At 70.8% G+C, this 26,168-nt stretch carries 22 protein-coding genes and 1 pseudogene; 8 read left to right on the top strand and 15 right to left on the bottom strand.

Features of this window, described 5'->3' with window-relative positions; translation table 11 throughout:
• Window positions 1-16 precede the first annotated feature (16 nt).
• Both ACIRB1_RS15730 and ACIRB1_RS15735 read right to left on the bottom strand, forming a co-directional pair.
• Window positions 17-1,423 (bottom strand): condensation domain-containing protein, encoded by a 1,407-nt coding sequence (locus ACIRB1_RS15730; RefSeq protein WP_403465923.1) that lies wholly within the window; start codon window positions 1,421-1,423, stop codon window positions 17-19.
• A gap of 158 nt (window positions 1,424-1,581) precedes the next feature.
• Complete coding sequence (locus ACIRB1_RS15735) at window positions 1,582-2,112, bottom strand: FABP family protein (protein ID WP_403465924.1); 531 nt, start codon at window positions 2,110-2,112, stop codon at window positions 1,582-1,584.
• 391 nt (window positions 2,113-2,503) lie between these two features.
• Here ACIRB1_RS15735 and ACIRB1_RS15740 point away from each other — a divergent pair, with 391 nt between their 5' ends.
• Complete coding sequence (locus tag ACIRB1_RS15740; protein WP_403465925.1) at window positions 2,504-3,499, top strand: phospholipase D-like domain-containing protein; 996 nt, start codon at window positions 2,504-2,506, stop codon at window positions 3,497-3,499.
• Between the two features lie 116 nt (window positions 3,500-3,615).
• Here ACIRB1_RS15740 and ACIRB1_RS15745 read toward each other — a convergent pair whose 3' ends face one another.
• The 3 genes and pseudogenes from ACIRB1_RS15745 to ACIRB1_RS15755 form a co-directional block, all read right to left on the bottom strand.
• A complete protein-coding gene (locus ACIRB1_RS15745) occupies window positions 3,616-4,524 on the bottom strand; it encodes a GlxA family transcriptional regulator (protein WP_403465926.1) in 909 nt (302 codons plus the stop codon).
• Window positions 4,525-4,534: 10 nt separating this feature from the next.
• Window positions 4,535-5,134, bottom strand: a pseudogene (locus ACIRB1_RS15750) (cysteine hydrolase family protein).
• A gap of 179 nt (window positions 5,135-5,313) precedes the next feature.
• Window positions 5,314-8,688, bottom strand: coding sequence for a pyruvate carboxylase (locus ACIRB1_RS15755; protein WP_403466212.1), 3,375 nt, complete (start codon window positions 8,686-8,688; stop codon window positions 5,314-5,316).
• 235 nt (window positions 8,689-8,923) lie between these two features.
• Here ACIRB1_RS15755 and ACIRB1_RS15760 point away from each other — a divergent pair, with 235 nt between their 5' ends.
• The gene (locus ACIRB1_RS15760; RefSeq protein ID WP_403465927.1) at window positions 8,924-10,147 is read left to right on the top strand and encodes a chitinase; all 1,224 of its coding nucleotides are present in this window, start codon (window positions 8,924-8,926) and stop codon (window positions 10,145-10,147) included.
• Between the two features lie 104 nt (window positions 10,148-10,251).
• Here ACIRB1_RS15760 and ACIRB1_RS15765 read toward each other — a convergent pair whose 3' ends face one another.
• From ACIRB1_RS15765 to ACIRB1_RS15775, 3 genes are all read right to left on the bottom strand, one after another.
• A complete protein-coding gene (locus ACIRB1_RS15765; RefSeq protein WP_352181575.1) occupies window positions 10,252-10,995 on the bottom strand; it encodes a hypothetical protein in 744 nt (247 codons plus the stop codon).
• Window positions 10,996-11,264: 269 nt separating this feature from the next.
• Window positions 11,265-12,821, bottom strand: a complete 1,557-nt coding sequence (locus ACIRB1_RS15770) for a hypothetical protein (RefSeq protein WP_403465928.1) — start codon at window positions 12,819-12,821, stop codon at window positions 11,265-11,267.
• A gap of 118 nt (window positions 12,822-12,939) precedes the next feature.
• On the bottom strand, window positions 12,940-13,791 hold the full coding sequence (locus tag ACIRB1_RS15775; protein WP_403465929.1) for a helix-turn-helix transcriptional regulator: 852 nt from the start codon (window positions 13,789-13,791) through the stop codon (window positions 12,940-12,942).
• 87 nt (window positions 13,792-13,878) lie between these two features.
• Between ACIRB1_RS15775 and ACIRB1_RS15780 the strand changes: the two genes are divergently transcribed.
• Window positions 13,879-14,664 (top strand): SDR family NAD(P)-dependent oxidoreductase, encoded by a 786-nt coding sequence (locus ACIRB1_RS15780; protein ID WP_403465930.1) that lies wholly within the window; start codon window positions 13,879-13,881, stop codon window positions 14,662-14,664.
• A gap of 11 nt (window positions 14,665-14,675) precedes the next feature.
• Here ACIRB1_RS15780 and ACIRB1_RS15785 read toward each other — a convergent pair whose 3' ends face one another.
• Window positions 14,676-15,719, bottom strand: a complete 1,044-nt coding sequence (locus ACIRB1_RS15785) for a YbhN family protein (protein WP_403465931.1) — start codon at window positions 15,717-15,719, stop codon at window positions 14,676-14,678.
• A gap of 255 nt (window positions 15,720-15,974) precedes the next feature.
• Window positions 15,975-17,585: an MFS transporter gene (locus ACIRB1_RS15790; protein ID WP_352181570.1), complete on the bottom strand. Its 1,611-nt coding sequence runs from the start codon at window positions 17,583-17,585 to the stop codon at window positions 15,975-15,977.
• 134 nt (window positions 17,586-17,719) lie between these two features.
• Between ACIRB1_RS15790 and ACIRB1_RS15795 the strand changes: the two genes are divergently transcribed.
• Window positions 17,720-18,517 carry a DUF2993 domain-containing protein gene (locus tag ACIRB1_RS15795; RefSeq protein ID WP_352181569.1) on the top strand — a complete coding sequence of 266 codons (798 nt, stop codon included), beginning with the start codon at window positions 17,720-17,722 and terminating at the stop codon, window positions 18,515-18,517.
• Window positions 18,518-18,520: 3 nt separating this feature from the next.
• On the opposite strand, the gene ACIRB1_RS15800 is transcribed toward ACIRB1_RS15795, so the two are convergent.
• From ACIRB1_RS15800 to ACIRB1_RS15815, 4 genes are all read right to left on the bottom strand, one after another.
• Window positions 18,521-19,168 carry a TetR/AcrR family transcriptional regulator gene (locus ACIRB1_RS15800; protein WP_352181568.1) on the bottom strand — a complete coding sequence of 216 codons (648 nt, stop codon included), beginning with the start codon at window positions 19,166-19,168 and terminating at the stop codon, window positions 18,521-18,523.
• Between the two features lie 136 nt (window positions 19,169-19,304).
• The gene (locus ACIRB1_RS15805; RefSeq protein ID WP_403465932.1) at window positions 19,305-19,877 is read right to left on the bottom strand and encodes a hypothetical protein; all 573 of its coding nucleotides are present in this window, start codon (window positions 19,875-19,877) and stop codon (window positions 19,305-19,307) included.
• Window positions 19,878-20,027: 150 nt separating this feature from the next.
• Window positions 20,028-20,906, bottom strand: a complete 879-nt coding sequence (locus ACIRB1_RS15810) for a SigB/SigF/SigG family RNA polymerase sigma factor (RefSeq protein ID WP_352181566.1) — start codon at window positions 20,904-20,906, stop codon at window positions 20,028-20,030.
• 138 nt (window positions 20,907-21,044) lie between these two features.
• Window positions 21,045-21,860: an SAM-dependent methyltransferase gene (locus tag ACIRB1_RS15815; RefSeq protein WP_403465933.1), complete on the bottom strand. Its 816-nt coding sequence runs from the start codon at window positions 21,858-21,860 to the stop codon at window positions 21,045-21,047.
• A gap of 205 nt (window positions 21,861-22,065) precedes the next feature.
• Between ACIRB1_RS15815 and ACIRB1_RS15820 the strand changes: the two genes are divergently transcribed.
• Complete coding sequence (locus tag ACIRB1_RS15820; protein WP_403465934.1) at window positions 22,066-23,352, top strand: PP2C family protein-serine/threonine phosphatase; 1,287 nt, start codon at window positions 22,066-22,068, stop codon at window positions 23,350-23,352.
• A gap of 40 nt (window positions 23,353-23,392) precedes the next feature.
• Here the strand turns inward: ACIRB1_RS15820 and ACIRB1_RS15825 are convergent, their stop codons facing one another.
• Window positions 23,393-23,839 carry an ATP-binding protein gene (locus ACIRB1_RS15825; protein WP_266775233.1) on the bottom strand — a complete coding sequence of 149 codons (447 nt, stop codon included), beginning with the start codon at window positions 23,837-23,839 and terminating at the stop codon, window positions 23,393-23,395.
• A 240-nt stretch (window positions 23,840-24,079) separates the two neighbouring features.
• Here ACIRB1_RS15825 and ACIRB1_RS15830 point away from each other — a divergent pair, with 240 nt between their 5' ends.
• The 3 genes from ACIRB1_RS15830 (at window position 24,080) to ACIRB1_RS15840 (ending at window position 26,112) form a co-directional block, all read left to right on the top strand.
• Entirely contained in the window at window positions 24,080-24,952 is an 873-nt protein-coding gene (locus tag ACIRB1_RS15830; RefSeq protein ID WP_352181562.1) for a helix-turn-helix transcriptional regulator, read from the top strand.
• Complete coding sequence (locus tag ACIRB1_RS15835) at window positions 24,949-25,200, top strand: DUF397 domain-containing protein (protein ID WP_352181561.1); 252 nt, start codon at window positions 24,949-24,951, stop codon at window positions 25,198-25,200. The genes ACIRB1_RS15830 and ACIRB1_RS15835 overlap by 4 nt, the downstream gene beginning before the upstream one ends.
• Window positions 25,201-25,284: 84 nt before the next feature.
• Window positions 25,285-26,112 carry an SAM-dependent methyltransferase gene (locus ACIRB1_RS15840; RefSeq protein ID WP_352181560.1) on the top strand — a complete coding sequence of 276 codons (828 nt, stop codon included), beginning with the start codon at window positions 25,285-25,287 and terminating at the stop codon, window positions 26,110-26,112.
• Window positions 26,113-26,168: the final 56 nt, after the last annotated feature.

Consider the following 26,168-nt stretch of genomic DNA (forward strand, 5'->3'; position numbering starts at 1 on the left):
AATGGTCGGACAGGCCCTAGGCGGGACCGGCCACCGCGGGCAGGGCCTGCCGGGCCACCGCGACGACGTGCTCCCGCACCAGTTCCATGCACAGCCGCATGTTCTTGTCCGCGATGACGTTGTCCGGGACGCGGCACGCGAACTGAAGTCCCTCGTGCACCCGGGTCACCCACGCGCACACCTGGTCGCCGTACGACACCCGGATCAGTCCGTACGCCTTCAGCTCCTGCCAGCGCTCCGAACCGGGCAGGGCGCGCGAGTCGACGTAGGAGACGATCGAGTACAGGTCGGGGGACGTGGGCCGGAAGTCGGCGCCGAGCAGGCGCAGGACGCGGGCGATCGGCATGCGGGCCAGCGAGCGGTTCTCACGGAGGGTGGCGCGGACCATGCGCAGGGCGTCGTCGAAGTCCCTGGCGTGCTCGACGGGGATCTCGATCGGCGCGCCGCCCACGTACCAGCCGACCGAGTCCGCCCAGCGGGACTTGGCGCGGGTGTGGAAGGGGACGACGGTGCGGTACACGTCGAGGCCGCTGATCTCGCGGGCGGCCAGCGCGACGGCCGCCAGGACGCCGACGACACTTCCGCCGTAGGGCCGGCAGTACGCCTCGAAGGCCGCCGCGTCGATGTCGTCGACGAGCATCTCCTGGAGGAACTTCTGTGTGGGCAGCGGCCCTTCGGGGTCGAGGCCGAGGTCGACGGGGAAGTTCGGCAGCTTTCCGTCGCAGCGGGCGATGAACTCGCGCCAGCGGGAGACGACGGTGTGGGTGTCGTCGATCTGGTCGGCGTCGGTGCGCTCGCCCGCGCAGAAGTCGATGTAACTGGCGACGGGTGCCGCCTCGACCGACTTCCCGGCGAGTCCCGCCGCGTACAGCTCGTGGACCTCGCCCGGGATGCGGTGGAGGGAGTAGGCGTCGACGTTGCTGTGGTCGAAGGCCAGGTACACGCTGGTGCCGTCATCGCGGACGACCGCCGCGAAAAGGAAGTTGGGCCAGGTGAGCGCGTCCGCCGCCACGTCGAAACGGTCCTGCAAATACCGGGTCAGCGTGACCGCGTCCGCGAACTCCCCCACGTCCTCGCGGTGCAGGGCCACGTCGTCGGCGTCGAGAGTGAAGCGGCGCATCTCGTCACCGGCCCACCGGAAGCCGCTGCGCAGCGTCTCGTGCCGGAGCATCCAGGACCGCAACGCGTCCTGGAGCACGTCGAGTTGGATGCGCCCCGGCATGTCGAAGGCGGTACCGAGCCAGGTCGGCACGAACAGCCCGTCCTCGCGCACCGTGCGCGCCGTCCGGATGTGGGACTCCTGCACGTACGCCGGTGGCCGCGCGTCGTCCGGGAGTTCCCGCGCCGCTCCGACGGCCGTCGGGTGCAGCGTCCACTCGACGAGTCGTCCGGGTCGGATCTCGCACCGCTGAAGATCACTCATGCGCACAGGGCTCTCCGTTCGCCTGCCCACGGGAGGCCGCCGGGCACCACTGTCGATCCACGCCTCCATGCCGCTCGGGCACCACACACTGCATGAGGAGATCAACGATCGGATATTCGGAAAGCAACGCCGTGAACAGGCTTTCTGATCAGTCCCTTTCAGCCCGTGCGGCGCAGCCGCGCGGAGAGGTGGTGTTGCAGCGGCTGCCCCACGGCTTCCAGGTCGTGGGCGAAGGCGAGCGTGGACTCGTCGGTCAGGGTGTAACGGCGGCGGGTCGCGGTGACCTTCTTGGCGGTGGGTGTGAGGGCGACCTCGTGGGTGGCGAGGTCGACCGTGCCCGCGGTGGCTTTTCCTACGAGGATCTCGGCGATACCGGTCGGCTGGGTGATCAGGGCCTCGACGCGGGCTTCGGGTTGCAGTCGCCACCAGCCGCTCTCGCGGGCCGCCGGGCGCAGGGGTGTGCCGTCGGGGGTGAGGATCCAGGCGCGGGCCTCGTAGTGGAGGAAGGGGCGGCCGTCGTGGGTGAAGGTGACCTCCTGGGCGTAGATGAAGTCGCCGTCCAGGGTGGGGTATTCGCCCTCGCCTCGGCCCTGCCAGTGGCCCAGGAGGCCGAGGACCGGTTCGAGGAGCGGGTGCGGGGCGGGCTTTTCGTCGGGGTGGTGGGCGTCGGGGAACGGGTGGGTGGACACGGAGATGCTCCTGGGGTTGATGCGGGTGTCCGGCGCAGCCTAGGCGCTCCGCTCGGATGGCCCGATATGCCGTCCCTTTGGCTGCCGACTGCCGCGCCGTTGTGGCTGGGCGCGCAGTTCCCCGCGCCCCTTTGGGGGTTGCGCTGCGCGGCGTCTCGAAGGGGGTGGCGTCTCCTCGATCAGCCGGCCCCCGCCCGCTACGAAGTTTTTGCCTCCTCGCGGGGACCCCATGAACCGGCTCCCACCTGCGGGGAGTCCCCTTTGTCCACCCGAACGCGCGGCCGGTAATCGTTAGTTCACCCGGCTTCCCTTCCACCGCGTTCTACGCGCGTGGTGTCATGCACCTGCCCGCCACCCCCCACGTGGGCAACAACTCGACTAGGAGTCATGCATGTTGAGGAAGTTCCTCGGCCGCGCGGGTGTCGCGCTGGCAGCCGGCGCCACCCTCTTCGTCAGCGCGGTCCCCGCGAACGCCGCGACCTACACCGCCTTCGCCTTCTCGCAGTCCGGCACCACCCAGCCGACCATCTACGACTTCATCAACTCGGCGACCTCCTCGCTCGACATGACGATGTACGAGCTGGAGGACACCACGGCCGTCAACGACCTGATCGCCGTGGAGAAGAAGGGCGTCACCGTCCGGGTGGTCCTGGACCACGCGCACCAGTCCGCGAACAGCTCGGCGTACACCGCGCTGACGAACGCGGGCGTCGGTGTCGTGTGGTCGCCGTCGGCCTTCGTCTACACGCACCAGAAGACCATCACGGTCGACGGCACCAAGTCGCTTGTCCTGACGGGCAATCTGACCTCGCAGTACTACTCCACCGGCCGCGACTACGGTGTCTTCACCGACGACACCCGCGATGTCGCCGCGATCGAGAAGGTGTTCAACGCGGACTACGCCGGGACCTCCATCACCCCGACCGACGGCGACCATCTGCTCTGGTCCCCCACGGACTCGCGCAGCCGGCTGCTGACCGTGATCAACGCGGCCACGAAGACGCTGGACGTCGAGGAGCTGGAGTTCAGCGACAGCACCGTGGTCAACGCGATCGCGGCCCGGGCGAAGGCGGGCGTGACCGTACGGGTGGTGCTGGAGACCCCCGCCGACTACTCCAGCGAGGTCTCCGCGATCAAGGCGGCCGGCGGCACGGTCGTCGGCTACTCCGACCCCAACGGCTTCTACATCCACGCCAAGGCGATGGTCGCCGACTACGGTCTCTCCACCCAGGAGGTGGAGGCGGGCTCGATGAACATCAGCAGCAACTCCCTCTCCAACAACCGGGAGTTGGGCATCATCCTCACCGGCACGGGCGTGGCCCAGTCCGTCGCCACGACCATCGAGACCACGTTCAAGAGCGACTACGCGGGCGGTACGGCCGCCTAGAGCTCACGGGTGGCGTCGGCCGGCTCCGGGGTCGGGGGTCCCGGAGTCCGCCGTACGGCGCGCAGGGCGGCATCGACTAGGACGCCGGACGGGGTGACCGCGCCGCAACCCCTCCGTCACGGCGTACGCGACCGCAGCCTGCGCAGCATCCGGGCGTCCTCGAAGCCGACCGAGCGTGCGGCGGCGTCGACGGTGACGCCGTGGCTGATGAGGTGTTCGGCCCGTTCCAGGCGAAGGGTCTGCTGGTAGCGCAGCGGGGTGAGTCCGGTGGCCCGGCTGAAGAGGCGGGTGAGGGTGCGCTCGCTGACGCCGACCGCCGAGGCGAGGGCGGGCAGGGGCAGCGTCTCGTCGAACCGGGTGTCGATGAGGTCCTGGGCCCGGTGCACCGTGTCGTCGAGGTGGGAGCGGTGCCGGAGCATCGCGCTGGCCTGCGGTTCGTGGCCGTTGCGGCGGGCGTAGACGACCATGTCCCGGGCGATCTGCGCGGCTGTGGCAGGGCCGTGGCGGGTGGCGATCAGGTGCAGGGCGAGGTCGATGCCGCTGGCGATGCCGGCCGAGGTGACGACCCGGTCGTCGGTGGTGAACAGGACATCGCGGACGACGGTCGCCCTGGGGTGGCGCAGGGCGAGTTCGTCCTGGACGTCGTGGTGGGTGGTGCAGTGGCGGCCGTCGAGGAGTCCGGCCCGGCCGAGCGCGTCGGCGCCGGCGCAGACGCTGGCCACCGTCCCGCCGCGGGCGTGGTGGTCCCGGAGCGCCCGCAGGGCCGTGTCACCGATGGCGGGCGCGTCGGCCAGCGCGAGGGCACGCCATCCCGGCACCACGACCAGGTCCTCGGGACCCAGCTGCGGCCAGTCGAGCGCGGCCGTCAGCGGCAGCCCCTGGGCGCTGGTGACCTGGGGCTGCTCGGCGACGTAGGAGAGCGTGTACGGGTGCCCGAAGTCGGCTGCCGTGGAGAAGACCTGGGCAGGGCCTGCCAGGTCCAGCAGGTGGACTCCGGGGACCAGGAAGAAGACGACGTTGCTCACGATCCGGTCATCATGCCTGATGTGCGGCCGCGGCTTCCAGCTCGTCGACCGTCGCGATGGTGGCGAAGCGGCCGGCGAGGGCGTACTCGGTGCGCCGGACGACCTCGTCGGCGGGGAGGGTGCGGGGGTCGGCGAGGAGTTCGGCGACGGTCTGGTCGGCGGGGGCGTCGCGGTGCGGGATGGGGTTGGTCGCCGTCGCGTCGGTGACGAAGGTGACCTGGTAGCCGAAGTCGCTGCCGACGCGGGTGGTGGTCTCGACGCACTGCTCGGTGCGGATGCCGCACACGGTGAGCTCGCGGACGCCGTGTGCGGTGAGGAGTTATTGCAGGTTGGTGGTGGTGAAGGCGTTGTGCGAGGTCTTGTGGAGGAGCGGTTCGCCCTCCGCGCGCTCCAGTTCGTCCATCAGCCGGACGTGGCCGAGGGCCGGGTCGAAGACGTCGCCGCTGCCGGGCTCGGAGTGCAGGACCCACACCACGAGGTCACCGGCCCGGCGGGCGAGCCGGACGAGGCGGTTGACCTGCTCGGCGATCTTCGGGTCGGAGATGGTCGCCCACAGCGGGCGGGCGCGGAAGGATTCCTGGACGTCGATGACGATCAGTGCTCGGGTCATGTCCCCAGACTGCGGTGTGCGGGCGGGTGGGCGACAGGCCGCATCGGGTCCGGGACCGGACCGATCCGGTCACCGGGTTGAGTGGCCTGTCGCCATACCGGCCGGCTCAAAGCCGGTGACCAGGGCGAGGGACCTGCCTCACCCCGGTCACCGGATCGAACCGCCCGTCGCCGTACCGTCTACCGCAGTTCGACGAGGAGGTCGCCGCCCTCCACCTGCTGGATGCGGTTGATGGCGAGGCGGGACACCCGGCCGGACTTGGGCGCGGTGATCGACGCCTCCATCTTCATGGCCTCGATCGTGGCGACGGTGGCCCCGGCCTCCACCTCGTCGCCCTCCTCGACCGCGAGGGTGACCACGCCCGCGAACGGGGCGGCCACATGGCCGGGGTTGCCGCGGTCGGCCTTCTCGGTGACGGGGACGTCGGAGGCGGCGGAGGTGTCCCGCACCTGGATCGGCCGGATCTGGCCGTTCAGGGCGGACATCACCGTGCGCATGCCGCGTTCGTCGGCCTCACCCACGGCCTCCAGCTCGATCAGGAGACGGACACCGGGCTCCAGGTCGACCGTGTACTCCTTGCCGGGCCGGATGCCGTAGAAGAAGTCCTTGCTGTCGAGGACGCTGGTGTCGCCGTAGGTCTGGCGGTGGTTCTCGAACTCGCGGGTCGGGCCGGGGAACAGCAGGCGGTTGAGGGTGGCGCGGCGGTCCTTGTCGAGGGCCGTGCGGTCCTCGGGGCTGAGGTCCTGGACGGGCTTGGGGTCGGCGCGGCCCTGGAGCGCCTTGGTGCGGAACGGCTCGGGCCAGCCACCGGGCGGGGTGCCCAGCTCGCCGCGCAGGAAGCCGATCACGGAGTCCGGGATGTCGTACCGGTCGGGGGCGGCCTCGAAGTCGGCGGGGCTCACTCCGGCGCCGACCAGGTGCAGGGCAAGGTCGCCGACGACCTTCGACGACGGGGTGACCTTCACCAGGTGGCCGAGGATGCGGTCGGCGGCGGCGTACATCGCCTCGATGTCCTCGAAGCGGTCGCCGAGGCCGAGCGCGATGGCCTGGGTGCGCAGGTTGGAGAGCTGGCCGCCGGGGATCTCGTGGTGGTAGACGCGGCCGGTGGGTGAGGCGAGGCCCGCCTCGAAGGGGGCGTAGATCTTGCGGACGCTCTCCCAGTACGGCTCCAGGTCGCCGATGGCCTGGAGGTCGAGGCCGGTGGGGCGGTCGGAGTAGTCGGTCGCGGCGACGATCGCGGAGAGGGACGGCTGCGAGGTCGTACCCGCCATGGAGGCCACCGCGCCGTCGACGGCGTCCGCGCCGGCCTGGATCGCGGCGAGGTAGGCGGCGAGCTGGCCGCCCGCGGTGTCGTGGGTGTGCAGGTGGACGGGCAGGCCGAACTCGCGGCGCAGCGCCGAGACGAGGGTCGCGGCGGCGGGTGCGCGCAGCAGGCCCGCCATGTCCTTCACCGCGAGGACGTGGGCGCCCGCCTCGACGATCTGTTCCGCGAGCCGGAGGTAGTAGTCCAGCGTGTACAGGCGCTCGCCGGGGTCGGACAGGTCCGAGGTGTAGCAGAGGGCGACCTCGGCGATCGACGTTCCGGTGGCGCGTACGGCGTCGATGGCCGGGCGCATCTGGCCCACGTCGTTGAGCGCGTCGAAGATGCGGAAGATGTCGATGCCGGTGGCGGCGGCCTCCTGGACGAAGGCGTCGGTGACCTGGGTCGGGTACGGGGTGTAGCCGACGGTGTTGCGGCCGCGCAGCAGCATCTGGAGGCAGATGTTGGGGACGGCCTCGCGCAGGGCGGCCAGCCGGTCCCAGGGGTCCTCGGCGAGGAAGCGCAGCGCGACGTCGTAGGTGGCGCCGCCCCAGCACTCCAGGGAGAGGAGTTGGGGCACGGTGTGGGCGACGACCGGGGCGACCGCGAGGAGGTCCTTGGTGCGGACGCGGGTGGCCAGGAGCGACTGGTGGGCGTCGCGGAAGGTGGTGTCGGTGACGCCGATCGTGGCTGACTCGCGCAGGTGGCGGGCGAAGCCCTCGGGGCCGAGTTCGGCGAGCAACTGCCGTGAACCGGCCGGGGGTTCGGTGCTCGGGACCGACGGCAGCTTGGTGGTGGGGTCGATCAGGTCGGGGCGTTCGCCGTGCGGCTTGTTGACCGTGACGTCGGCGAGGTAGGTGAGCAACTTGGTGCCGCGGTCCGCGGAGTGACGGGCCGTCAGCAGATGCGGGCGCTGCTCGATGAACGCGGTGGTGATGCGCCCGGCCTGGAAGTCCGGGTCGTCCAGCACCGCTTGCAGGAACGGGATGTTGGTGGCGACACCGCGGATGCGGAACTCCGCGACGGCGCGCCGGGCGCGGTTGACGGCGGTGGTGAAGTCCCGTCCCCGGCAGGTGAGTTTGACCAGCATGGAGTCGAAGTGCGCGCTGATCTCCGTACCCGCGTGGGTGGTTCCGCCGTCGAGCCGGATGCCGGAGCCGCCGGGCGAGCGGTAGGCGCTGATCCGTCCGGTGTCCGGGCGGAAGCCGTTGGCGGGGTCCTCGGTGGTGATACGACACTGGAGCGCGGCGCCGTGCAGGGTGACCGTCTCCTGGGAGAGGCCGAGGTCGGCGAGGGTCTCCCCGGAGGCGATGCGCAGCTGGGCCTGGACGAGATCGACGTCGGTGACCTCCTCGGTGACCGTGTGCTCGACCTGGATGCGCGGGTTCATCTCGATGAAGACGTGGTTGCCGGCCGGGTCGAGGAGGAACTCGACGGTGCCCGCGTTGCGGTAGCCGATCTCGCGGGCGAAGCGGACCGCGTCCGCGCAGATCCGGTCGCGCAGTGCGGGGTCGAGGTTGGGCGCGGGGGCCAGCTCGATGACCTTCTGGTGCCGGCGCTGGAGCGAGCAGTCGCGCTCGAAGAGGTGAATGACGTTGCCCTCGCCGTCGGCGAGGATCTGCACCTCGATGTGCCGGGGGTCGACGACGGCCTTCTCCAGGAACACCGTGGCGTCGCCGAACGCGGACATGGCCTCGCGGGCGGCGGCCTCGATGGACTCGCGCAGGGTCGCGGGGTCCTCGACGCGGCGCATCCCGCGCCCGCCGCCTCCGGCGACCGCCTTCACGAACACCGGGAAGCCGATCTCCTCGGCGGCGCGGACCAGTTCGTCGACGTCGGTGGAGGGCGCCGAGGAGCCGAGCACCGGTACGCCGGCCGCGCGGGCGGCGGCGATCGCCGTGGCCTTGTTGCCGGTCATCTCCAGGATGTGGGCACTGGGACCGACGAAGGTGATGCCCGCTTCCTCGCAGGCGCGGGCGAGTTCGGGGTTCTCGGAGAGGAACCCGTAGCCCGGATAGACCGCGTCCGCTCCCGCCCGCTGGGCCGCGCGGACGATCTCCTCGACCGAGAGATAGGCGCGGACCGGATGCCCGGGCTGGCCGATCTCGTAGGCCTCGTCGGCCTTGAGCCGGTGCAGCGAATTTCGGTCCTCGTGAGGGAAGACCGCGACTGTTCGCGCGCCCAGCTCATAGCCGGCACGGAACGCCCTGATCGCGATCTCTCCACGGTTGGCGACCAGCACCTTGCGGAACATTCCCGATCCCTTCAGCCTGCCGATGACGTGCACCATGGTGTCGGCGTCGCCCCTGCAACGCCATGTGAGCCGGGACACTAGTCGCAAACGTGTCGCGCGACGCGGTCCGCCGGGCCGACGGTAAAGAAATCGTATGGTCTAGTCCAAAGTGCACTTTGGTCCAGTCCAATCCATTGACGTGGTCGCGACAGCGCCAGAAGCTGGGCGCCTCCCCCATCCCCACCGGAGGCACAACGTGACACGTCTTCGCACATGTCTGGTCGCGGCGGCCGCCGTGACGACAGCCGCCGCGGGCACGACCGCGCTGGTCGCGACCAACGCCCAGGGCGCGACCAACGCGGCCACCGCGCTGAGCAACCGCTGGTACGCCGCGGCCCCCTATCTGATGCCGACGGACAACAACCCGCCGGACGCGGGCGCCATCATGGACGCCACCGGCCTCAAGGCCTTCCAGCTCGCCTTCGTCCTCGCCCCCAACGGCGGCGGCTGCTCCCCCACCTGGGGCGGCACCTCGCCGGTCTCCTCGGACACCGCCGTCCAGTCGGTCATCAACACGATCCGCGCCAAGGGCGGCGACGTCTCCGTCTCCATCGGCGGCTACGGCGGCACCAAGCTCGGCCAGAGCTGCGCCGACCCGGCCTCGACGGCGGCGGCGTACCAGCAGGTGATCACCAAGTACGGCCTGCACGCGATCGACTTCGACCTGGAGGAGCCGGAGTACGAGAACACCGCGGCCATCCACAACGAGATCGGCGCCGCCAAGATCCTCCAGGCGAACAACCCGGGCCTGTACGTCTCCGTCACCACGGCCGGCACGGCGGACGGCACCGGCTGGTTCGGCAAGCAGATGCTGCTGGAGGCGAAGTCGCAGGGCTTCACGCCGAACAACTTCTCCATCATGCCGTTCGACGGCGGCTTCAACGGCGCGGCCTCGCAGACCAGCGCGCTCACCAACTTCAACTCCATCCTCCAGTCCACGTTCGGCTGGGACCAGGCGACCGCGTACGCCCACGAGGGCTTCTCGGGCATGAACGGCCGCAGCGACACCGGCGAGTACTTCACCCAGGCGGACTTCCAGACCGTCCTGAACTACGCCACCAGCCACAACATGGACCGCTTCACGTTCTGGTCGCTCAACCGCGACCGGCAGTGCAGCCCGGTCGACAACGGCGGTACGACGTCCGGGACCTGCTCCAGCGTGGCGCAGAACCCGTGGGACTTCGCGAAGTACTCGGTGCAGTTCGCGGGCGTGACCCCGCCGACCGGGACCCCCACACCGACCCCGACCCCGACGCCCACCCCGGGCACATGCAAGACGGCGTGGAGCTCCACGGCCGTCTACACCCAGGGCAACGAGGTGTCGTACGGCAACCACAACTGGGTCGCCAAGTGGTGGACCCAGAACGAGGTGCCCGGTGCCTCCCAGTGGGGCCCGTGGCAGGACGAGGGCTCCTGCTGATCCGGCGGGACCAGCAGGACACGGACTGCGACGTCGAGTAGGCCTTGAGGTGAAGGTCGTACTCGGCGTCGCCGTCCGTTGCCGGGAGCGTGGCGGGGCGGACGCTAGCCAAAGATGTTGACGGCCCGTGCGACCACCAGGACGACGGTCACCAGGGATACCGACGACTGGAGCATCATCAGCATCTTGGCCCAGCGCGAGAGGGGCATCACGTCGGTCGGGCTGAAGGCTGTGGAGTTGGTGAAGGACAGGTACAGGTAGTCCAGGAACGCCGGTTCCCAGTCCGGTGGCGCGGTCTCCGGGCTCTGCATCTGGACGAAGAGGAAGTCGGCGTACCGGCGTTGTCCCATGACGCGGGCCATCGGGCCGCCCCGGTCCCACTCCCAGTACCACAGGGCGAACACGATGACGTTCGTCAGCCAGATGGCACCCCCGGTCAGCAGCAGCGGGCCGGCCGCCAGCTTCTCCGTGCCCCGGACCAGGCCCATCACCAGCCGGACCGCCGCCCACCCGTTCGCCAGGCTGATCACACCCATCAGGACGAGGCCCGGCCAGCGCAGCCACCGTTTGCCGGGGTCGATCCGCCGGGGATTGGCCGCGAACAGGCCGACCATCAGGACGAGTTCGAGGGAGGGCAGCAGCCAGTACGGCTGGAAGGCGAGCCGGTGCGGCAGCATCAGCTGAAGGACGACCGCCACCAGGATCACGGCGGACACCGCCCACCGTGTCTCGCCGCGTGTCACCCGGCGCCACGCGGGCACCACACCCCGCCCGCCGTCCTCCAGCAGCCGCTCGACCCTGGCCAAGCGGCCCTCGGGGTCGCCCCTACCGTCCGTACCGTCCGTCATGGCACCGATTGTCCCTGGCCGGGGGCCTCATGCCGCACCCGCCCCACCCTGCGGGCGCACGGTTGTTCCGGCCGGTGGGGAGCGGGTGTCCGGGTGCGGGCGGTACAACCCGGCTCAGCCCGGCAGCGGTTCCGTGCCTCGCCCCGGCGTCCGCCGCGTCAACGCCCTGCCCGCGCTCAGCCCCGGCACCCTGCTCCGAGCAAGAGGCGGGCGTCCCGCCACCGAAGTGCCGGGACGCCCGCCGCCCTCAACTCACCAGCACCGTAAGGTCATCCGGTGCCGAACGCACCCGTGCTGTAGGCGCATTCCGTGTAGATGTAGCCCGACCTGAGCGTGGCCGTGTCCGAGGCCGGCGTCGCGGTGGAGCTGTCGGGACGGTGCACGAAGTACGTCGTGCCGGTCGGCAGGCTGATCGTCTTCTGCGGGTAGCTCTTGCCGGAGCTGCACGGCTTGAACCCCTTCAGGAGCGTGGTGGTGAGGGAGTACGACGTGCAGCTCCCGCAGCCCTTCAGGGTGAAGCTGCCGGTCACCGGCCCGGTGTACAGGACGGTGATGTCGTCCGGGCTGTCGTTCTTGACGGTGACGGAGATGCTGCCGCCGGACGCGGTCGTCGGGAGCTTCTTGCCCGCGGCCGGGACCGTCTTCGCCACCTCGGCGGCGATGGCGATCTTCTTGGCGCGGGCCCGGTTCTTGTCGTGGGTGTTCTTCTTCACGAAGTCGTTCATCGTGCTGAGCGCCGAGTCGAAGTCGCCGTCCTTGTACTCGAAGACACCGCACTGGTACGCACCGGAGTCGGCGTGGCTGCTCGCCCGTCGCGCGTCCGCGCCGAGCGCGTCGCCCGCGCCCGCCTGCTGGCCCTGAAGGGTGTCGATCTGTCCGGCGAGCGTCGTCAACTGCTGGACGGCTGTGCAGGGTTGGCTGCCGCGCACTCCGTCGACCGCCTTGTCCACGGCCGACTTGACGGCGGGTTCGACCTGCTTCGCCTGGGACGAGTCCGGGAACAGGGTCAGCAGATCAGCGAAGTTCCCCGGCCAGTCGGCGCCCTGGGCGGCCAGCCCGGTGGACGCGCACTCGTACAGCGAGGTGGCCAGCCGGTCGTCCGGCCAGGTGGTCAGGGTGCCCAGTTCCTTCTTGCCGATGGTGCCGGGGACCGTCCGCAGGTACTTCAACGGGGGTATCGCGTCACAGTAGTTCTTCTGCGCGTAGGCGTCGGCGACCGTCGTGTAGAACGTCTTCATCCGGTCGGGCACGCGATCGGCCGCCCGCGAACCGGAGTGGTCGGTGCTGAGGTCGTCGTAGACCACCAGCGCCTGGTGGTAGCGCGGTTCGGCCGCCGAGAACGGCAACCGCCCCGAATCCGCGACGAGTTGGTCGGCCTTGTCCAGCCGGTCGAGCAGCATCTGCTGGGTCGCCTCGTCGCGGGCGTCGTCGTAGAGAACGACTCCCCCGGCCGGCACGGCGAGCAGGACCAGGCCCAGGAGGACGGCGACCGCCATCGGCGCGGGCCAGGCCAGGCGGGTGCGCAGGCCGGTCAACGCGCCATGGACGGCGGCGAGTACGAGGAAGACGACGTACAGGGTGACGAGGACGCCGGAGACGCCGTCCGGGTCGGCGGGCAGGGCCACCAGGAGGAGCACGATGGTCGCGACCCAGCACACGGCCATGAGCAGCCAGCGGCGCATCAGGGCGTAACCGAGCCCGAGACCACTGAGGTTGAGGAGGCCGACCGCCACGGATCTGAGCCGGTCGGGCGGCGCGGGTGGCGGGGACGACGGCATCGGTGGCACGACGAACCCCTGGACAGACCCGTACTGATCCCCGGACATGCTTCTCCCCCCGTTCAACAATGCCCCCGTTACCGTGACTTGTCAGTGTACGGTCGGGTTCACTGCCAGGACAGTGGGGGCCTGACGGTCCCGCCGCCGCGCCCAGGGCTGACCGTCGTCAGGGGGTGACGTCCATGCTCTGGGTGCCGATGACCGACAGCAGTCGCAGGGCACTCTCGGACGGTGAGCCGGGGACGGTCGTGTAGATCACGACCCGCTGGTCGCGGTCGGGGATGTCGAGGACGTCGCAGTTGACGGTGACCGGGCCGACCATCGGATGTTCGAAGGTCTTGGAAAGGGTGTGCGCGGCGGCCACGTCGTGGGAGTTCCACAGTTCGGCGAACTGCTCGCTTCCGGCGAGGAGTTCGGCCACCAGCTCGGTCAGCTCCGGGTCGTCCGGGTAGCGGGCGGCGGCGGCGCGCAGGTCCTGGGCGGCGCGACGGGCGAACTCGTCGGCGTCGGACACGCCGTACAGCCGCCGTCCCGGCTGGTGCGGTCCGAGGAAGACACGGCGCACGAGATTGCGGTCGCGCCTCGACAGGGCCGAGAAGTCCTCCATGAGGGCGGCGGCCAGATCGTTCCAGGCGATCACCTCGTGTGTCGCGGACACCACGAACGCGGCGGCCTGCGGCAGCCGGTGCACCAGGTCGAGGAGGCTCTGCCGGACCTCGCGCGAGGGACCGGGCGGCGGCCCCGGCGGTACCCCCGCGAGATGGTGGAGGTGGTCGCGCTCGGCGTCCGTCAGCCGCAGGGCGCGGGCCAGCCCGGCCAGTACCTCGCGCGACGGGTGCGGGCCGCGTGCCTGCTCCAGCCGGGTGTAGTACTCGGTCGAGATGAACGCCAGCTGGGCCGCCTCCTCGCGGCGCAGGCCAGGGGTACGGCGGCGCGGTCCCGCGGGCAGCCCCACCTCGGCGGGGGTGATCCGCTCACGTCTGCTGCGCAGGAAGTCGCCAAGTTCTCGTCGGTCCACTCCCCCAGTGTGTACAGATGCCGGCGCGTGCATCCAGGTACTGCCGGTGCCTGGATCGGCATCACCGGTCGGCGCAGGCTCGGTGCCATGACCAACACACCCACTTCCCCCTCCCTCGGCCTGCTCTCCGGCAAGGTCGCCTTCGTCACCGGCGCCGGGCGCGGAATCGGCGCGGCGGCGGCGCGGCTGTTCGCCCGGGAAGGCGCCCAGATACTGCTCGCGGCCCGTACGGAGGCCCAGCTGAAGGCGGTCACCGAGGAGATCCGCGAGGCGGGCGGCACCGCCGACTACGTCGTCTGCGACCTGGCCGACGCGACCAGTGTCCGCGCCGCCGTCGACCGGACCGTGGACCTGTACGGCCGCCTCGACGTGGCCTTCAACAACGGCGCCACGATCCAACGCCCGGGTCCGATGGACGAGTTGACCGAGGGCGAGTTCGACCAGGTCTACGACGTGAACCTCAGGGGCGTCTGGCTCGCCATGATCGCCCAGGTCGCCGCCATCCGCGCCACCGCCAAGACCGGCGCCATCGTCAACAACTCCTCCGTCGGCAGCCTGATGGGCAACCCCGAGCTGCCCGCCTACGGCGCGATGAAGCGCGCGGTCAACAGCCTCACCGAGTCCGCCGCCGTCACCTACGGCCCCGAGGGCATCCGCGTCAACGCCATCGCCCCCGGCAACACCCTCACCGAGATGATCCAGGCCTGGGAGGCGGAGTCCCCCGGGCTCCAGGACCGGCTCACGGCGCACACCCCGCTGCGCCGGGCGGCGGTCCCCGACGAGATCGCGCAGGCGGCGGCCTGGCTGCTCAGCGACCGCGCGTCCTTCGTGACCGGCACGGTCCTGCGGGTCGACGGCGGCGCGCGGGCCTGAGGAGCGGCCCGCTAGACCGCGGGTTCCCGGCGGTTGTGGCGGCGGATGACGAGCCACGTTATCCAGCCGACGCCGATGATGAACCCGAAGCTGATGATCCGGTAGAGCACGACCGCGGCGATCGCGGTGCTGGTCGCGACACCGCCCGTGACCAGTCCGAGGATCAGCGCGCTGTCGATGAGGCCGAGGCCGCCGGGGATGATCGTGAGGGTCCCGGCGGCCATGCCCGCGCAGAAGGCGAGCAGCAGCTGGGCGCTGCTGATCCGGGTGTCGCTGATGGCGTGGAAGCACAGCCACAGGCAGCCCGCGTCGAGGAGCCAGTTGAGTACGGCGAACACGGCGGCGGCGACGGCGTGCCAGGGTTCGAGCCGGGCGGTGCGGAGTTGCTCGACGAAGCCGCGGATGCGGTCCAGGCCCTGGGTCTCGGGCACGTGCCGCAGCCGGTTGACCCGGGCCAGCGCGGCGCGGGTGGCCGGTTCGACCTTCTCGGGGTGGCGGGTGATGCGCCGGATGCCGACGGTCAGCAGGACCACGGCCAGGCCGAGGGTGACGAGGCTGTGCCATTGCAGGCTGCCGTCGGAGACGATCGCGGAGATCGCGGTGACGACGGCCAGCGCCGCCGCCGAGAGGATGCCGGAGAGCGCGATGCACCAGGAGGCGATGGCCGGCGTGGCTCCGAAGCGGCGCATCTGCTGGTAGTTGAAGTGCGTGGAGAAGGCGGGCCCGCCGGGCAGGGTGACGCTGAGCGAGTGGGCGGCGTAGGCGAGGGCGACGTGCTTCTGGATCGGCACGATCACCCCGGCCGAGCGGAGCAGTCGGCGCTGCATGCGCGCGTAGCAGCCCATGGCGGCCACCTCGGCGACGAGCGCGACGGCGAACCAGTTCAGCCGGGGCGCGCGCAGCTGGGACAGGGCGGAGGCCAACGAGGGCCAGCCCAGGACCAGTTCGGTGCCGAACAGCGCGAGCAGGACCGTGATCACCACGGGCCGCACCCAGCGCCGGGCGCGGCGGGCGGTCGGTTCGGCGAGGGGGGCGGTGGCGTCCGGGGTGTTCACAGGCAGGACCGTCGGTCTCCGTCAGGTGGGCGGGAACGGCATCCGACCGGGCACCCCTGGACGGCTGCCCACGAGCGGGCAGGGACGTTCAGTCGTCGGGGATTCCGGCGCCGCTCGTCGCGGGGACGGTGTTCTCCGAGCGGGCGAGGGAGCGGGCGCCGAGGCGGAACTGTTCCAGTTTATCCACGATGATCCGACCGCCCGGCGTGCGCCCCCGGCGGACTCCGCTCACCCGGCCGCCACCGCGCGGGAGTTCTAGACGGAGTCGGCGTGCTCCTGGTCGCGGCTGGTCTCCGTCGCCTGCGGTCCGGGCTCGGCGGTGGTGCGGCGGCCGGGCAGGACCGCTAGGACGATCAGGGTGCCGACAGCCATGATGATCCCCCCGACGAGGCTGGTCCGCGCCACCCCGTGGGCGAAGGCCTCGTGCACGGCGTCGACCAGGGCCTGCGCCTGCTGCGGTCCGGCGGAGGGCGTCTTCGCGATCTGCTGGGCGACCGCGAGGCCGCCGCCGACCGAGTCCTTCGCGGTGTCCAGCGCGGCGGCGGGGAGATGGGCGCCGGCCAGGTCGGTCAGCTTGTCCTTGTAGGTGGTGCCCAGCAGCGAGCCGAGGATGGCGATGCCGAGGGAGCCGCCGAGTTCCAGCGCGGTGTCGTTGGCGCCGCCGCCCACGCCGAGTTCGCTCTCCGGGAAGGAGCCCATGATGGTGTCCGTGGCCGGGGAGACGCTGAGCCCGATCGCGAAGCCGAGCAGCAGCAGCATCGGCAGGAAGTCGCCGTAGGTGGAGGTCTTGTCGACGAGGGTGAGCAGGAAGACGCCCACGGTGCCGATCGCCATGCCGGTCACCACCATCGGCTTCACGCCCAGCTTGGGCGTCAGCCGCCCGGTGACGGCGGCGCCGAGGGACACGGCGGCGGCCAGCGGCAGCAGTCGTACGCCGGTCTCCAGGGCGCTGTAGCCGAGGACGAATTGCAGGAACTGGGTGGCGTAGTAGATCGCGCCGTAGGTGCCGAAGAAGAAGAACAGGACCGCCAGCATCGAGCCGCTGAAGGCACGCTGCGTGAACTTGCGGACGTCGAGCATCGGGTGCGGGTGGCGCAACTCCCAGGCCACGAAGGCCGGTAGACCGACGGCGGCGACGACGGCCGCGATGACCGGACCCGCGTCCCAGCCGAAGTGCGGGCCTTCGATGAGCGCGTAGACGAGGCTGCCGACCGAGACGATCGAGAGCAGACCGCCCATGTAGTCGATGCGACCCATCCCCTCCGCCTTGGACGGCGGCACGAGGACCAGCGCGCCGACCACGGCGAGAAGCGCGATGGGGACGTTGATCAGGAACGTGGAGCCCCAGGCGTGGTCCTCCAGCAGCCAGCCCGCGACCAGCGGGCCGACGGCGATGGCGAGGCCGGAGGTCGCGGTCCAGGCCGTGATGGCCCGCGCCCGCTCGCGCTTCGGGAAGATCGCGACCAGCAGGGAGAGCGTGGCCGGCATGACCACCGCCGCGCCCACCCCCATGACGGCGCGGGCCGCGATGACCAACCCGGTCTCGTGGACCAGGCTCCCCATCACCGATCCCGCGGCGAAGACCACCAGCCCGGTGAGGAGCGCGCCGCGCCGGCTGTATTTGTCGCCGACCGCGCCCAGCACGAGCATCAGCGCGGCGTACGGGACGGTGTAGCCGTCGATGACCCATTGCAGATCGCTGCTGCTCAGGCCCAGGTCGGTGGTCATGTCGGGGGCGGCCACGATCAGCGAGGTGTTCGCCATGACCACGATCAACAGGCTCAGACAGAGCACGATCAGGGCGGACCAGCGCCGTGTGTACGGCCCGGTCATCTTGTCGACGGGTGTGGTGGCGACGAGCGGCATCGGAGACTCCTGGGCAGGGTTAATTGCTCACTGATGTGCAGACTAGTTTATTGCCCACAGACGTGCAACTATGCCGCTGCGATCACCCGGCCGACGCGGTTCGCCACCGGCGACCACCTCGAAGAAAGAGACCCATGTACGAGCCTCACGAGATGCACGAGTCCTACGAGCCCTACGAGTCCTCGGACGCGCACGACCCGCCCCGGAGGAGCCGCCGACCGGTCGCCGTCGCCGTCGGCTCACTGCTCGCGCTGCTGCTCGTGCCCGTGGCCGCCGACCGCCTCGCGACGGCTCGGGTCGAGTCCCGTACGGCCACGGCGTTCCAGGCGGGCATGCACACACCCTCGGCGCCGGACGTCCACGTACGGGGCTTCCCCGTGCTGACCCAGCTGGCCTCCGGCACCCTGCGGCACGTGGACATCACCGCGCACGACATACCGGCGAGCCACAGCACCGGCGCGCTGCCGTTGAGTGAACTCTCGCTGCGGCTCACAGACTTGAGGAAGTCGGACGACGACTCGGAGGCACGGGCCCACTCGGCGGAGGCCACCGCCCTGCTGTCCTACCCGGACCTCTCCGCCGCCCTGGGCCCGACGATCTCCCGGGGCAACCGCCCCGACCAGGTCCGCGCGACCGTCGCCCTCCCCATCGGCGACCCCATCACCGTGACGACGGCCGTCTCGGTGCTCCCCGGCAACCGCATCGCCTTCAAGGACTTCCAGGTCACGGGCGGCCCGGTGCCGGAACTGGCGCGAGCCGCGCTCAGCGGGGCCTTCGCGCGGCCGATCCAGCTCCGGAACATCCCGCAGGGGCTCGCCCTGCGCTCGATCACCGTGACGGACAGCGGGCTCAGCGCCCGGCTGTCGGGAGAATCGGTCACCTTCCGCGCCGACGACACCGCACGGACCGACTCGTCGTACGGCGACGCCTGACGGTCAGCCGTCCGCAGCGGCCCGGGCCGCCGACGCGACCTCGTCCACCACGGTCCGCGCCTGCTTCTCCGGCACACCGGCCGCGATCAGCGAGGCGACCGCGGCCTGGGTCCCGTCGTCCTCCAGCTGACCGGAGTTGACCGCTTCGAGCAGGGCGATCGCCATGGCTTCGAGTCCGGCACTCAGCACGGCGGCCGACAGCTGGGTGTGGAAGACGCCCTCGCGCTGCCCCCGGTCCAGGATGGTCGTCGCCGCACCGCGCGCCGGTGCCAGGATCTCGGTGACACGCTCCATGCCCAGGTCGCGCCGGGCCAGCGCGAGAAGCAGCCGGTAGCGGTCGCCCACGGTCCACATCGACAGCAGGAACCGCGCGTACGACCGCTCGGCCGACTCCGCACCCGACGGCTCCCGCTCGGCGGGCAGCGCGGCCCGGAGCGCCTCCGACGCCTCCTCGGCCAGCGCGTCCAGCAGCGCCTCCCGGCCGGGGAAGTGCCCGAACAGCGTGCGCCGTACGACACCGGAGGCGCGTGCGAGCTCTTCCAGGGTGATGTCGGGGTTCCGGCCGAGCTCCCGGCGGGCCGTGGCCAGGATGCGTTCCCGGTTGGACCGCGCGTTGCTGCGCTGGGGGACACGGGCCGGGGGCTTGGTCACGGACAACCTCGGTGAAGTGCGGGAACAGGAGTGAGCGGTACGTCCAGTCTGGCACGGGCGCTGGGTGCCACGGCGGCACGGCACCGGGGGCACGGCCGGCCCCGGCAGCCGTGGCCGCCGTCCGTCGCGGGCACTGTCAGCGACTGGCGCGGAGGTGCCGGTCGAGCCGCTCCCGCGCGCTGTCCACGCTCAGCCCGAGCGCCTTGCCGAGAGCCTCGCCGGACACGTCGTCGGCCTGCGCCCCGTACGCGGCCTCCTTGCCGACCCGCCCTGTCATGCGCTCCAGCATGGCCACCGCCTTCAGCGCGGCGACCGGGGCGGTCTCGGCGAGCGCGTCGAGGCGTTCCTCCAACTGTTCCATCAGACCGGAGAGTTCCTCGGGGAGCGGGATCGTGCGCCGCTCGACCGCGTGGATGTGTTCCCACCAGTCGTCGTAGGCGTCGGAGGTGTCCAGGTCGTCGAGGTCGTGGTCGTCGACCTGCTCCCAGTCGATGGGATGGTTCGCCCCGCGCCAGCCGCACGCGCAGGACGCCCGCCGGGCCGTCGCCCTGGGCCGGCCCAGCCAGCCGTTGTACGCCCACCATTCGCGTGTCTCGAAGCCGCAGCTGCCCACATCGAGATAGACCGGCTTCGGCTCACTGCCGTCGGCGAGGACCGCCCCCACGATGCCCTCGTGGGACTCCCCGAACTCCTCACTCCGCCACGCCACAACTCCCCCTTCCGGAAACCCCGCTACGGCCGGGCCCGCACCTGAGGTGCCGGCCCGGCCACAGTACGAGAGTGCCGCAGAACGGACATCCGGGGAGGGTGAAATCTCCAACAGCCCGGACGGTGGGGGACATTCGGCCCGATCGGTACGTCAGGCGACCGAGGGGTCGAGCAGCCCCGCGCGGAGGCGGCGGAGCATCCGGCTGATGAGCCGGGAGACGTGCATCTGGGAGATGCCGAGTTCCTCGCCGATCTCGGCCTGGGTGCGCTCCTCGACGTAGCGCATGTGGATGATCTGCCGCTCGCGCTCGTCGAGTTGGGCGATCAGCGGGGCCAGGGAGTGGAGGTCGTCGACCAGTTCCATGCCCGGGTCGTCCTCGCCGATGACGTCGGCCAGTACGGTCTCGCCCTCGGCGCCCGCGTCGGAGCTGAGCGCCGCGTCGAGCGAGGAGGAGGTGTAGCCGTTGGACGCCTTGCGGGCCTCGATGACCTCTTCCTCGGAGAGGCACATCAGCTCGGACAGCTCACGCGTGGTGGGCGTACGGCCGAGGCGGGAGCGCAGTTCCTCGGTCGCCTTGGCCAGCTCGACACGGGCTTCCTGGAGCCGGCGCGGCACGTGGACGGCCCAGCTGGTGTCACGGAAGAAGCGCTTGATCTCGCCCACGATGTAAGGGACGGCGAACGACGTGAACTCCACCTGGCGGGAGAGCTCGAACCGGTCGATCGCCTTGATGAGTCCGATCGTGCCCACCTGGACGATGTCCTCCATCTCGTTGTTGCTGCGGCTGCGGAAGCGCGCGGCCGCGTAGCGCACGAGGGAGAGGTTCATCTCGATCAGGGTGTTGCGCACGTACTGGTACTCGTGAGTGCCTTCCTCCAGCGAGGTCAGCCGGTCGAAGAACTGGCGCGACAGCTCACGCGCGTCCTTCGGGCTCACCTTCGACGGCTGCGCGATCCGCGGAAGCGCCTCCCCTGCCGTCGTCCGCTGACCTGCCGTGGCCGGTGCCTTCGCTGCCGTCACGGCTGCCATAACGCCCACCCCATTCGTCCGAAGGAACTACCGACAACAGGCCCCTGCCCCCGTTTCCGCGACTCACTCCCCCTCATCCGGACAATTTCCGGGCGCGCGCCTCGTTTCTGTGCGGACACGGCGGCCGGCGGGGCGAGTTCAGCCGCTCTTGCGGCCGACCCCGGCGTAGACCCAGTACTCCGAGGGCTTCTCCGGGATCTCGTCCTCCGGGTCCGGGCGCCACAAGGGGACGTAGGTCAGGCCGGGTTCGACGAGGTCGAAGCCGTCGAACAGGCCGCGGATCTCGTCGTAGGAACGGGCGGTGACCGGCGACGTGGCCTTGGAGCTGTAGAGCTTGCCCACGGCCGCGGCGGTGTCCGGGCGGTCCTCGTTGGTGGCGTGGCTCATGGCCAGCCAGCTGCCGCCCGGGAGTGCGTCGCGGAAGGCGGCGACGATGCCGGCCGGGTCCTCGGCGGGGGCGACGAAGTGCAGGATCGTGATCATCAGGACGGCGACCGGCTGCTCGAAGTCGATCAACTTCCGTACCTGCGGGGCGGACAGGACGTCGGAGGGCCGCCGGATGTCGCCGTCGACGATGCCCGCGTCCGGGTTGTCGGCGAGGAGGGAGGTGCTGTGGGCGACGGCCACCGGGTCGTTGTCCACGTAGACCACGCGCGCTCCGGGGCTGGCGGCCTGGGCGACCTCGTGGACGTTGCCCTGGGTGGGGATGCCCGAGCCGAGGTCGATGAACTGCCGTACGCCGGAGGCGATCAGGAAGCGCACGGCCCGGCCGAGGAAGTCGCGGTTGGCACGGGCCAGGGTGCGCACCTGGGGGTCGATCGCCGTGAAGGCCGCGAGCGCCTCGCGGTCTATGGCGAAATTGTGTTCACCGCCCAGCATCGCGTCGTACATTCGGGCGACACTCGCCTTGCCCGGGTCGATCCCCTGCGGCAGACCTCCACTGTTCGGCACCACAACTCCCTCTCGCCCCAAGATCCTTGACGCGCCATCATATAGTTGCCGACGAAACCACGGCAGACCGCTTGCCTCCCCCACGCCACGCGGCCGGTCCCCCACCCTGAAAGGCACGACCCTGCGGAACGAACCGCGCAGTCACCACGGTGACGCACTCCCTGCCGGCCCCCCACGCCGCAGGCAGGCCTTCGCCCCCGCCGCGGACGTGATCGGCTCCGAGCTCGACCTGCGGCTGACCGGCAGCCATGTCGTGCACGCGCTGACACCCGGGTTCTGCGACGCCGCGTCGGTGTACCTGCTGGAGCGGTGGGTGCTGGAGGAGAACGCGTATCCCGCCGCCGATCCGCCGCAGATAGAGGCGCGGAGGCTGGCTGTGCGGGTGGGCACGGAGGCGCCGGAGGCCTGGGACGGTGTGCTGCCGGTCGGCGAGGTGGTCGTGTTCCCTCGCGAGACCCCGTACGCGCGCGCTCTGGCCAGCGGGCACACACAGCTGCTCGACGCGGTGGACAAGCACACCTCGGAGCGGCTGCTGGCCTCCGCGGGCGGTGACGCGAAGCGCATAGACGATCTGCTGGGGACGGCGTCGTTCCTCGTCGTACCGCTCCAACTGCGGGGCGCCACGGTCGGGTTCGTCGCCTGCACCCGCGGCCCCGACCGGGACCCGTTCCTGCCCGGCGAGGCCGTCGCCGTGGAGTCGCTGGCGGCCCGGGCGAGTGTGGCCCTGGACAACGCGCGCCGCTACGAACGCGAGCGCCGCACCGCGCTCGCCATCCGCACCAGCCTGCTCCCGGACCCGGCCCGCGCGTTCGACGGCTGCCGTATCGCGCACGGCTATCTCCCGGCCGGCCAGGCGAACATCATCGGCGGCGACTGGTTCGACGTCCTGCCGCGCCCCGGCGGCCGGGTCGGCCTGGTGGTCGGCGACGCGATGGGCCATGGCCCCGAGTCCGCCGTGGCGATGATCCAGTTGCGCACGGCGGTGCGGACGCTGGCACGGCTCGACATGGAACCGGCCGAACTGCTGCGCAGGCTCGACGAGTTGGCGTCCGACACGCCGGGCGCGTCCTTCGCCACGTGCATCTACGCCGAGTGGGACGCCCGGGCCCACTCGTGCACGCTGGTCGGTGCCGGTCATCCGCCGCCGCTGCTGCGCGGCCCGGACGGACCGGCCGCACCGGTCACGCTCGCCAGCGCGGGACTGCCGCTGGGGCTCGGCACGGGCAACTACGAGGCCACGGTGCTGACCATCGACGAACCGGCCCTGCTCCTCCTGTACAGCGACGGCCTCGTCGAGTCGCGGCACGCCGACATCGACCAGGAGATCGCCCGGCTGGCCCGGACCCTCGACACGGCCGCCGTCGAGCCCGTGCCGCCCGGCGCTCCGGACCCGTTCCCCTCGCTGTGCGACCGGCTGCTGCGGGCCCCGTGTTCGGCGCCCGGAGCGGACGACCGCACCCTGCTGCTGGCCGAGTTGACGCCCGCGGCCACCTGAACAGGCCGCGGGCGTCCTCGCCCCCTCCATGTGTCCGGCGTCAGTAGCCGGTGGACAGTGTGGCCCACACGGCTTTTCCGCCGGTGAGTCCCGACCGGTCGACCCCCCAGGTCTCCGCGATCGCCTGCACGATGAACAGTCCGCGCCCGCTCTCGTCGTCGAGGCACGGCTCGCATCTGGAGAGGTTGCTGCCCGTGTAGTCGTGGTCGTGGACCTCGATGCGGAGACTACGGTCGGTGACGAGCCCGACACCGCACAGGAGTCGCGCGCTGGGTGTGTGGCACACGCCGTTGGTGGCCAGCTCGGAGATGAGCAGCACCGCGTCGTCACGGACCGGTTCGGGCAGCCGCCACTTGGCGAGCTGCGCGCCCATGGCGTGCCGGGCGGTCCGGACACCGGAGCGGTGCGCCGGGAGTTCCAGCCAGTGCGCCAGGTCCGGGCTGGCGACATCTAAAAGCTGCGGGGAGGGAGTCGTGTGGGGGGACACGGTGGTTCGCCTTCCATCGGGGGCGGGCGCAGGCGGGAGACGCACGGCGTGAGCAACAGGCCTTCCGGACTTGGGAGGTTCCGGTGGGCGGCCTAGATCGCTCACACAAGTAACTATGCCCATAGCTCAGTTCAAGCTGCAACCGACTCCCTGATAATTTCAGAACGACCGTTTCTGTCTGGCGGCATCAGCAAGTCGCTGTCAGACTAATGCCGGTGACAGTCCCTCAGGAGGTTGGGCGTGAGCGAAGCTCGGTCGAGCACCGGCGCGGGTGCACCCACGGTTCTCCGCATGATCCTCGGCCGACGGCTGCAGGAGCGGCGGCAGGACGCGGGGGTCTCCCTGGACAACGCCGCGAAGGCCCTGCGGGTCACGCCCCTGACCATCCGCCGGCTGGAAAAGGCCGAGGTCGGCCTCAAACCGCTCTATGTCGAGAAGCTGCTGGAGACCTACGGCGCCGACCGCCAGGAGATCGACGAGTTCGTCACCCTCGCCGAGCGGGCCAACGAGCCCGGCTGGTGGCACGCCTACCGTGATGTGCTCCCGGGCTGGTTCACCGCCTATGTGAGCCTGGAGACCGGCGCCAAGACCCTGCGTACCTACGAGCCGCACTACGTGACGGGACTCCTTCAGACGTACGACTACGCGCGAGGCGTGCTGAGCGGCGGCTTCCCGAACGACAACGACGAAGACCTTGAACGGCGGGTGCAGTTACGTCTGCGCCGCCAGAGTCTGCTGGAGAGGCCGGACTCGCCCACGCTGTGGGCGGTGCTGGAAGAAGCCGTGCTCCACCGGGTGGTGGGCGGTCCCGCGGTCATGCGGGACCAGATAGACCGGCTCCTCGAGGTCTCGGAACTGGACCACGTCAGTGTCGACATCGTCCCGTTCTCGGCGGGTGCCCACGTCGGGGCGTGCGCACCCTTCACCTATTTCCGGTTCCAGGAACCGGAGCTGCCCGACATCGTCTACAGCGAGATCCTCTCCGCCTCCATGTATCTGGACCAGCGGTCCGATGTGGTGGCCCATCTGGAGGCGCACAACAGGATGTCGCTGCTGACCTCGTCCGCGGACAGCAAGGCGCTCTTGAACCGCATGCGCAAGGAGTACTCATGACCACCACCGACGACATGGTCTACAACGGGATGCCCGCGTCGAACCTCGGCGAGCAGGGCTGGGAGTGTCCCTGGAGCGGTCCCAACGGGGGTCAGTGCGTGGAGACGAAGCAACTCGCCGACGGGCGCGTCGCGTTGCGCCAGTCGACCGATCCCGCCGGACCCGCGCTCATCTACACGCCCCAGGAGATGGCCGCGTTCGTCGACGGGGTCAAGCGGGGACTGGCCGACCATCTGATGGCAGGCTGAACGAGACCACGGGCGTGGGGAATTGGAGCCGGCCCGGCTGCGACCTGCCCGAGACGCCGACCTACACCACTTGAGAGGGAGAGCATGACCAACGCCCACGCCGCGCGGGACATCGACACCAGCAGGCCGCACTCCGCCCGCATGTACGACTACTACCTGGGCGGCAAGGACCACTTCGAGGTCGACAAGCAGGCGGCCGAGGCGGTCTCGGGCGTCTTCACCGGCGTCTTCGTCGCCGCCCGGGAGAACCGCGGGTTCATGCACCGCGCCACCCGCGTACTCGCCCAGGAGCACGGCATCCGCCAGTGGCTCGACATCGGCACGGGCATCCCCACCGAGCCGAACCTGCACCAGGTCGCTCAGTCCGTGGTGCCCGAGGCCCGGGTGGTCTACGCCGACAACGACCCGCTGGTCCTGAAGTACGCCGAGCGCCTGATGCGCAGCACCCAGCAGGGACGCACCGCGTACGTCCAGGCGGACGTGAACGACCCCGACGCCCTCCTCGCCTCCCCCGAAGTGGCCGAGATACTCGACTTCGGCCGGCCGATCGCGCTGTCCCTGAACGCCCTTCTGCACTTCGTCACCGACGACCAGGACCCGTACGGTCTCGTGGAGCGGCTGGTGTCGGTCCTCCCTTCGGGCAGCGCCCTGGCCATCAGCCACGTCACCGCCGATTTCGACCCCGAGCCCTGGGCGAAGGTCACGGCGATCTACGAGGAGGCCGGGACACCGGTGAAGGTCCGCAGCCGGGACGAGGTCGCGCGTTTCTTCACCGGGCTCGACCTGCTCGACCCGGGCATCGCCGTCGGGCACCGCTGGCGTCCCGCGCCCGTGACCGAGGAGTGGTCGGAGGCGGAGGCCCCCACGGACGCCAAGGTCAGCCTGTGGACCGGGGTGGGCATCAAGCCGTAGCCCCGCCGCGGGACGCCCATGACGTCACCTGCGCGAAACCTTGACGACGGCGGTGC

The sequence above is a fragment of the Streptomyces sp. NPDC096013 genome (assembly GCF_044763565.1).
Lineage (GTDB): Bacteria > Actinomycetota > Actinomycetes > Streptomycetales > Streptomycetaceae > Streptomyces.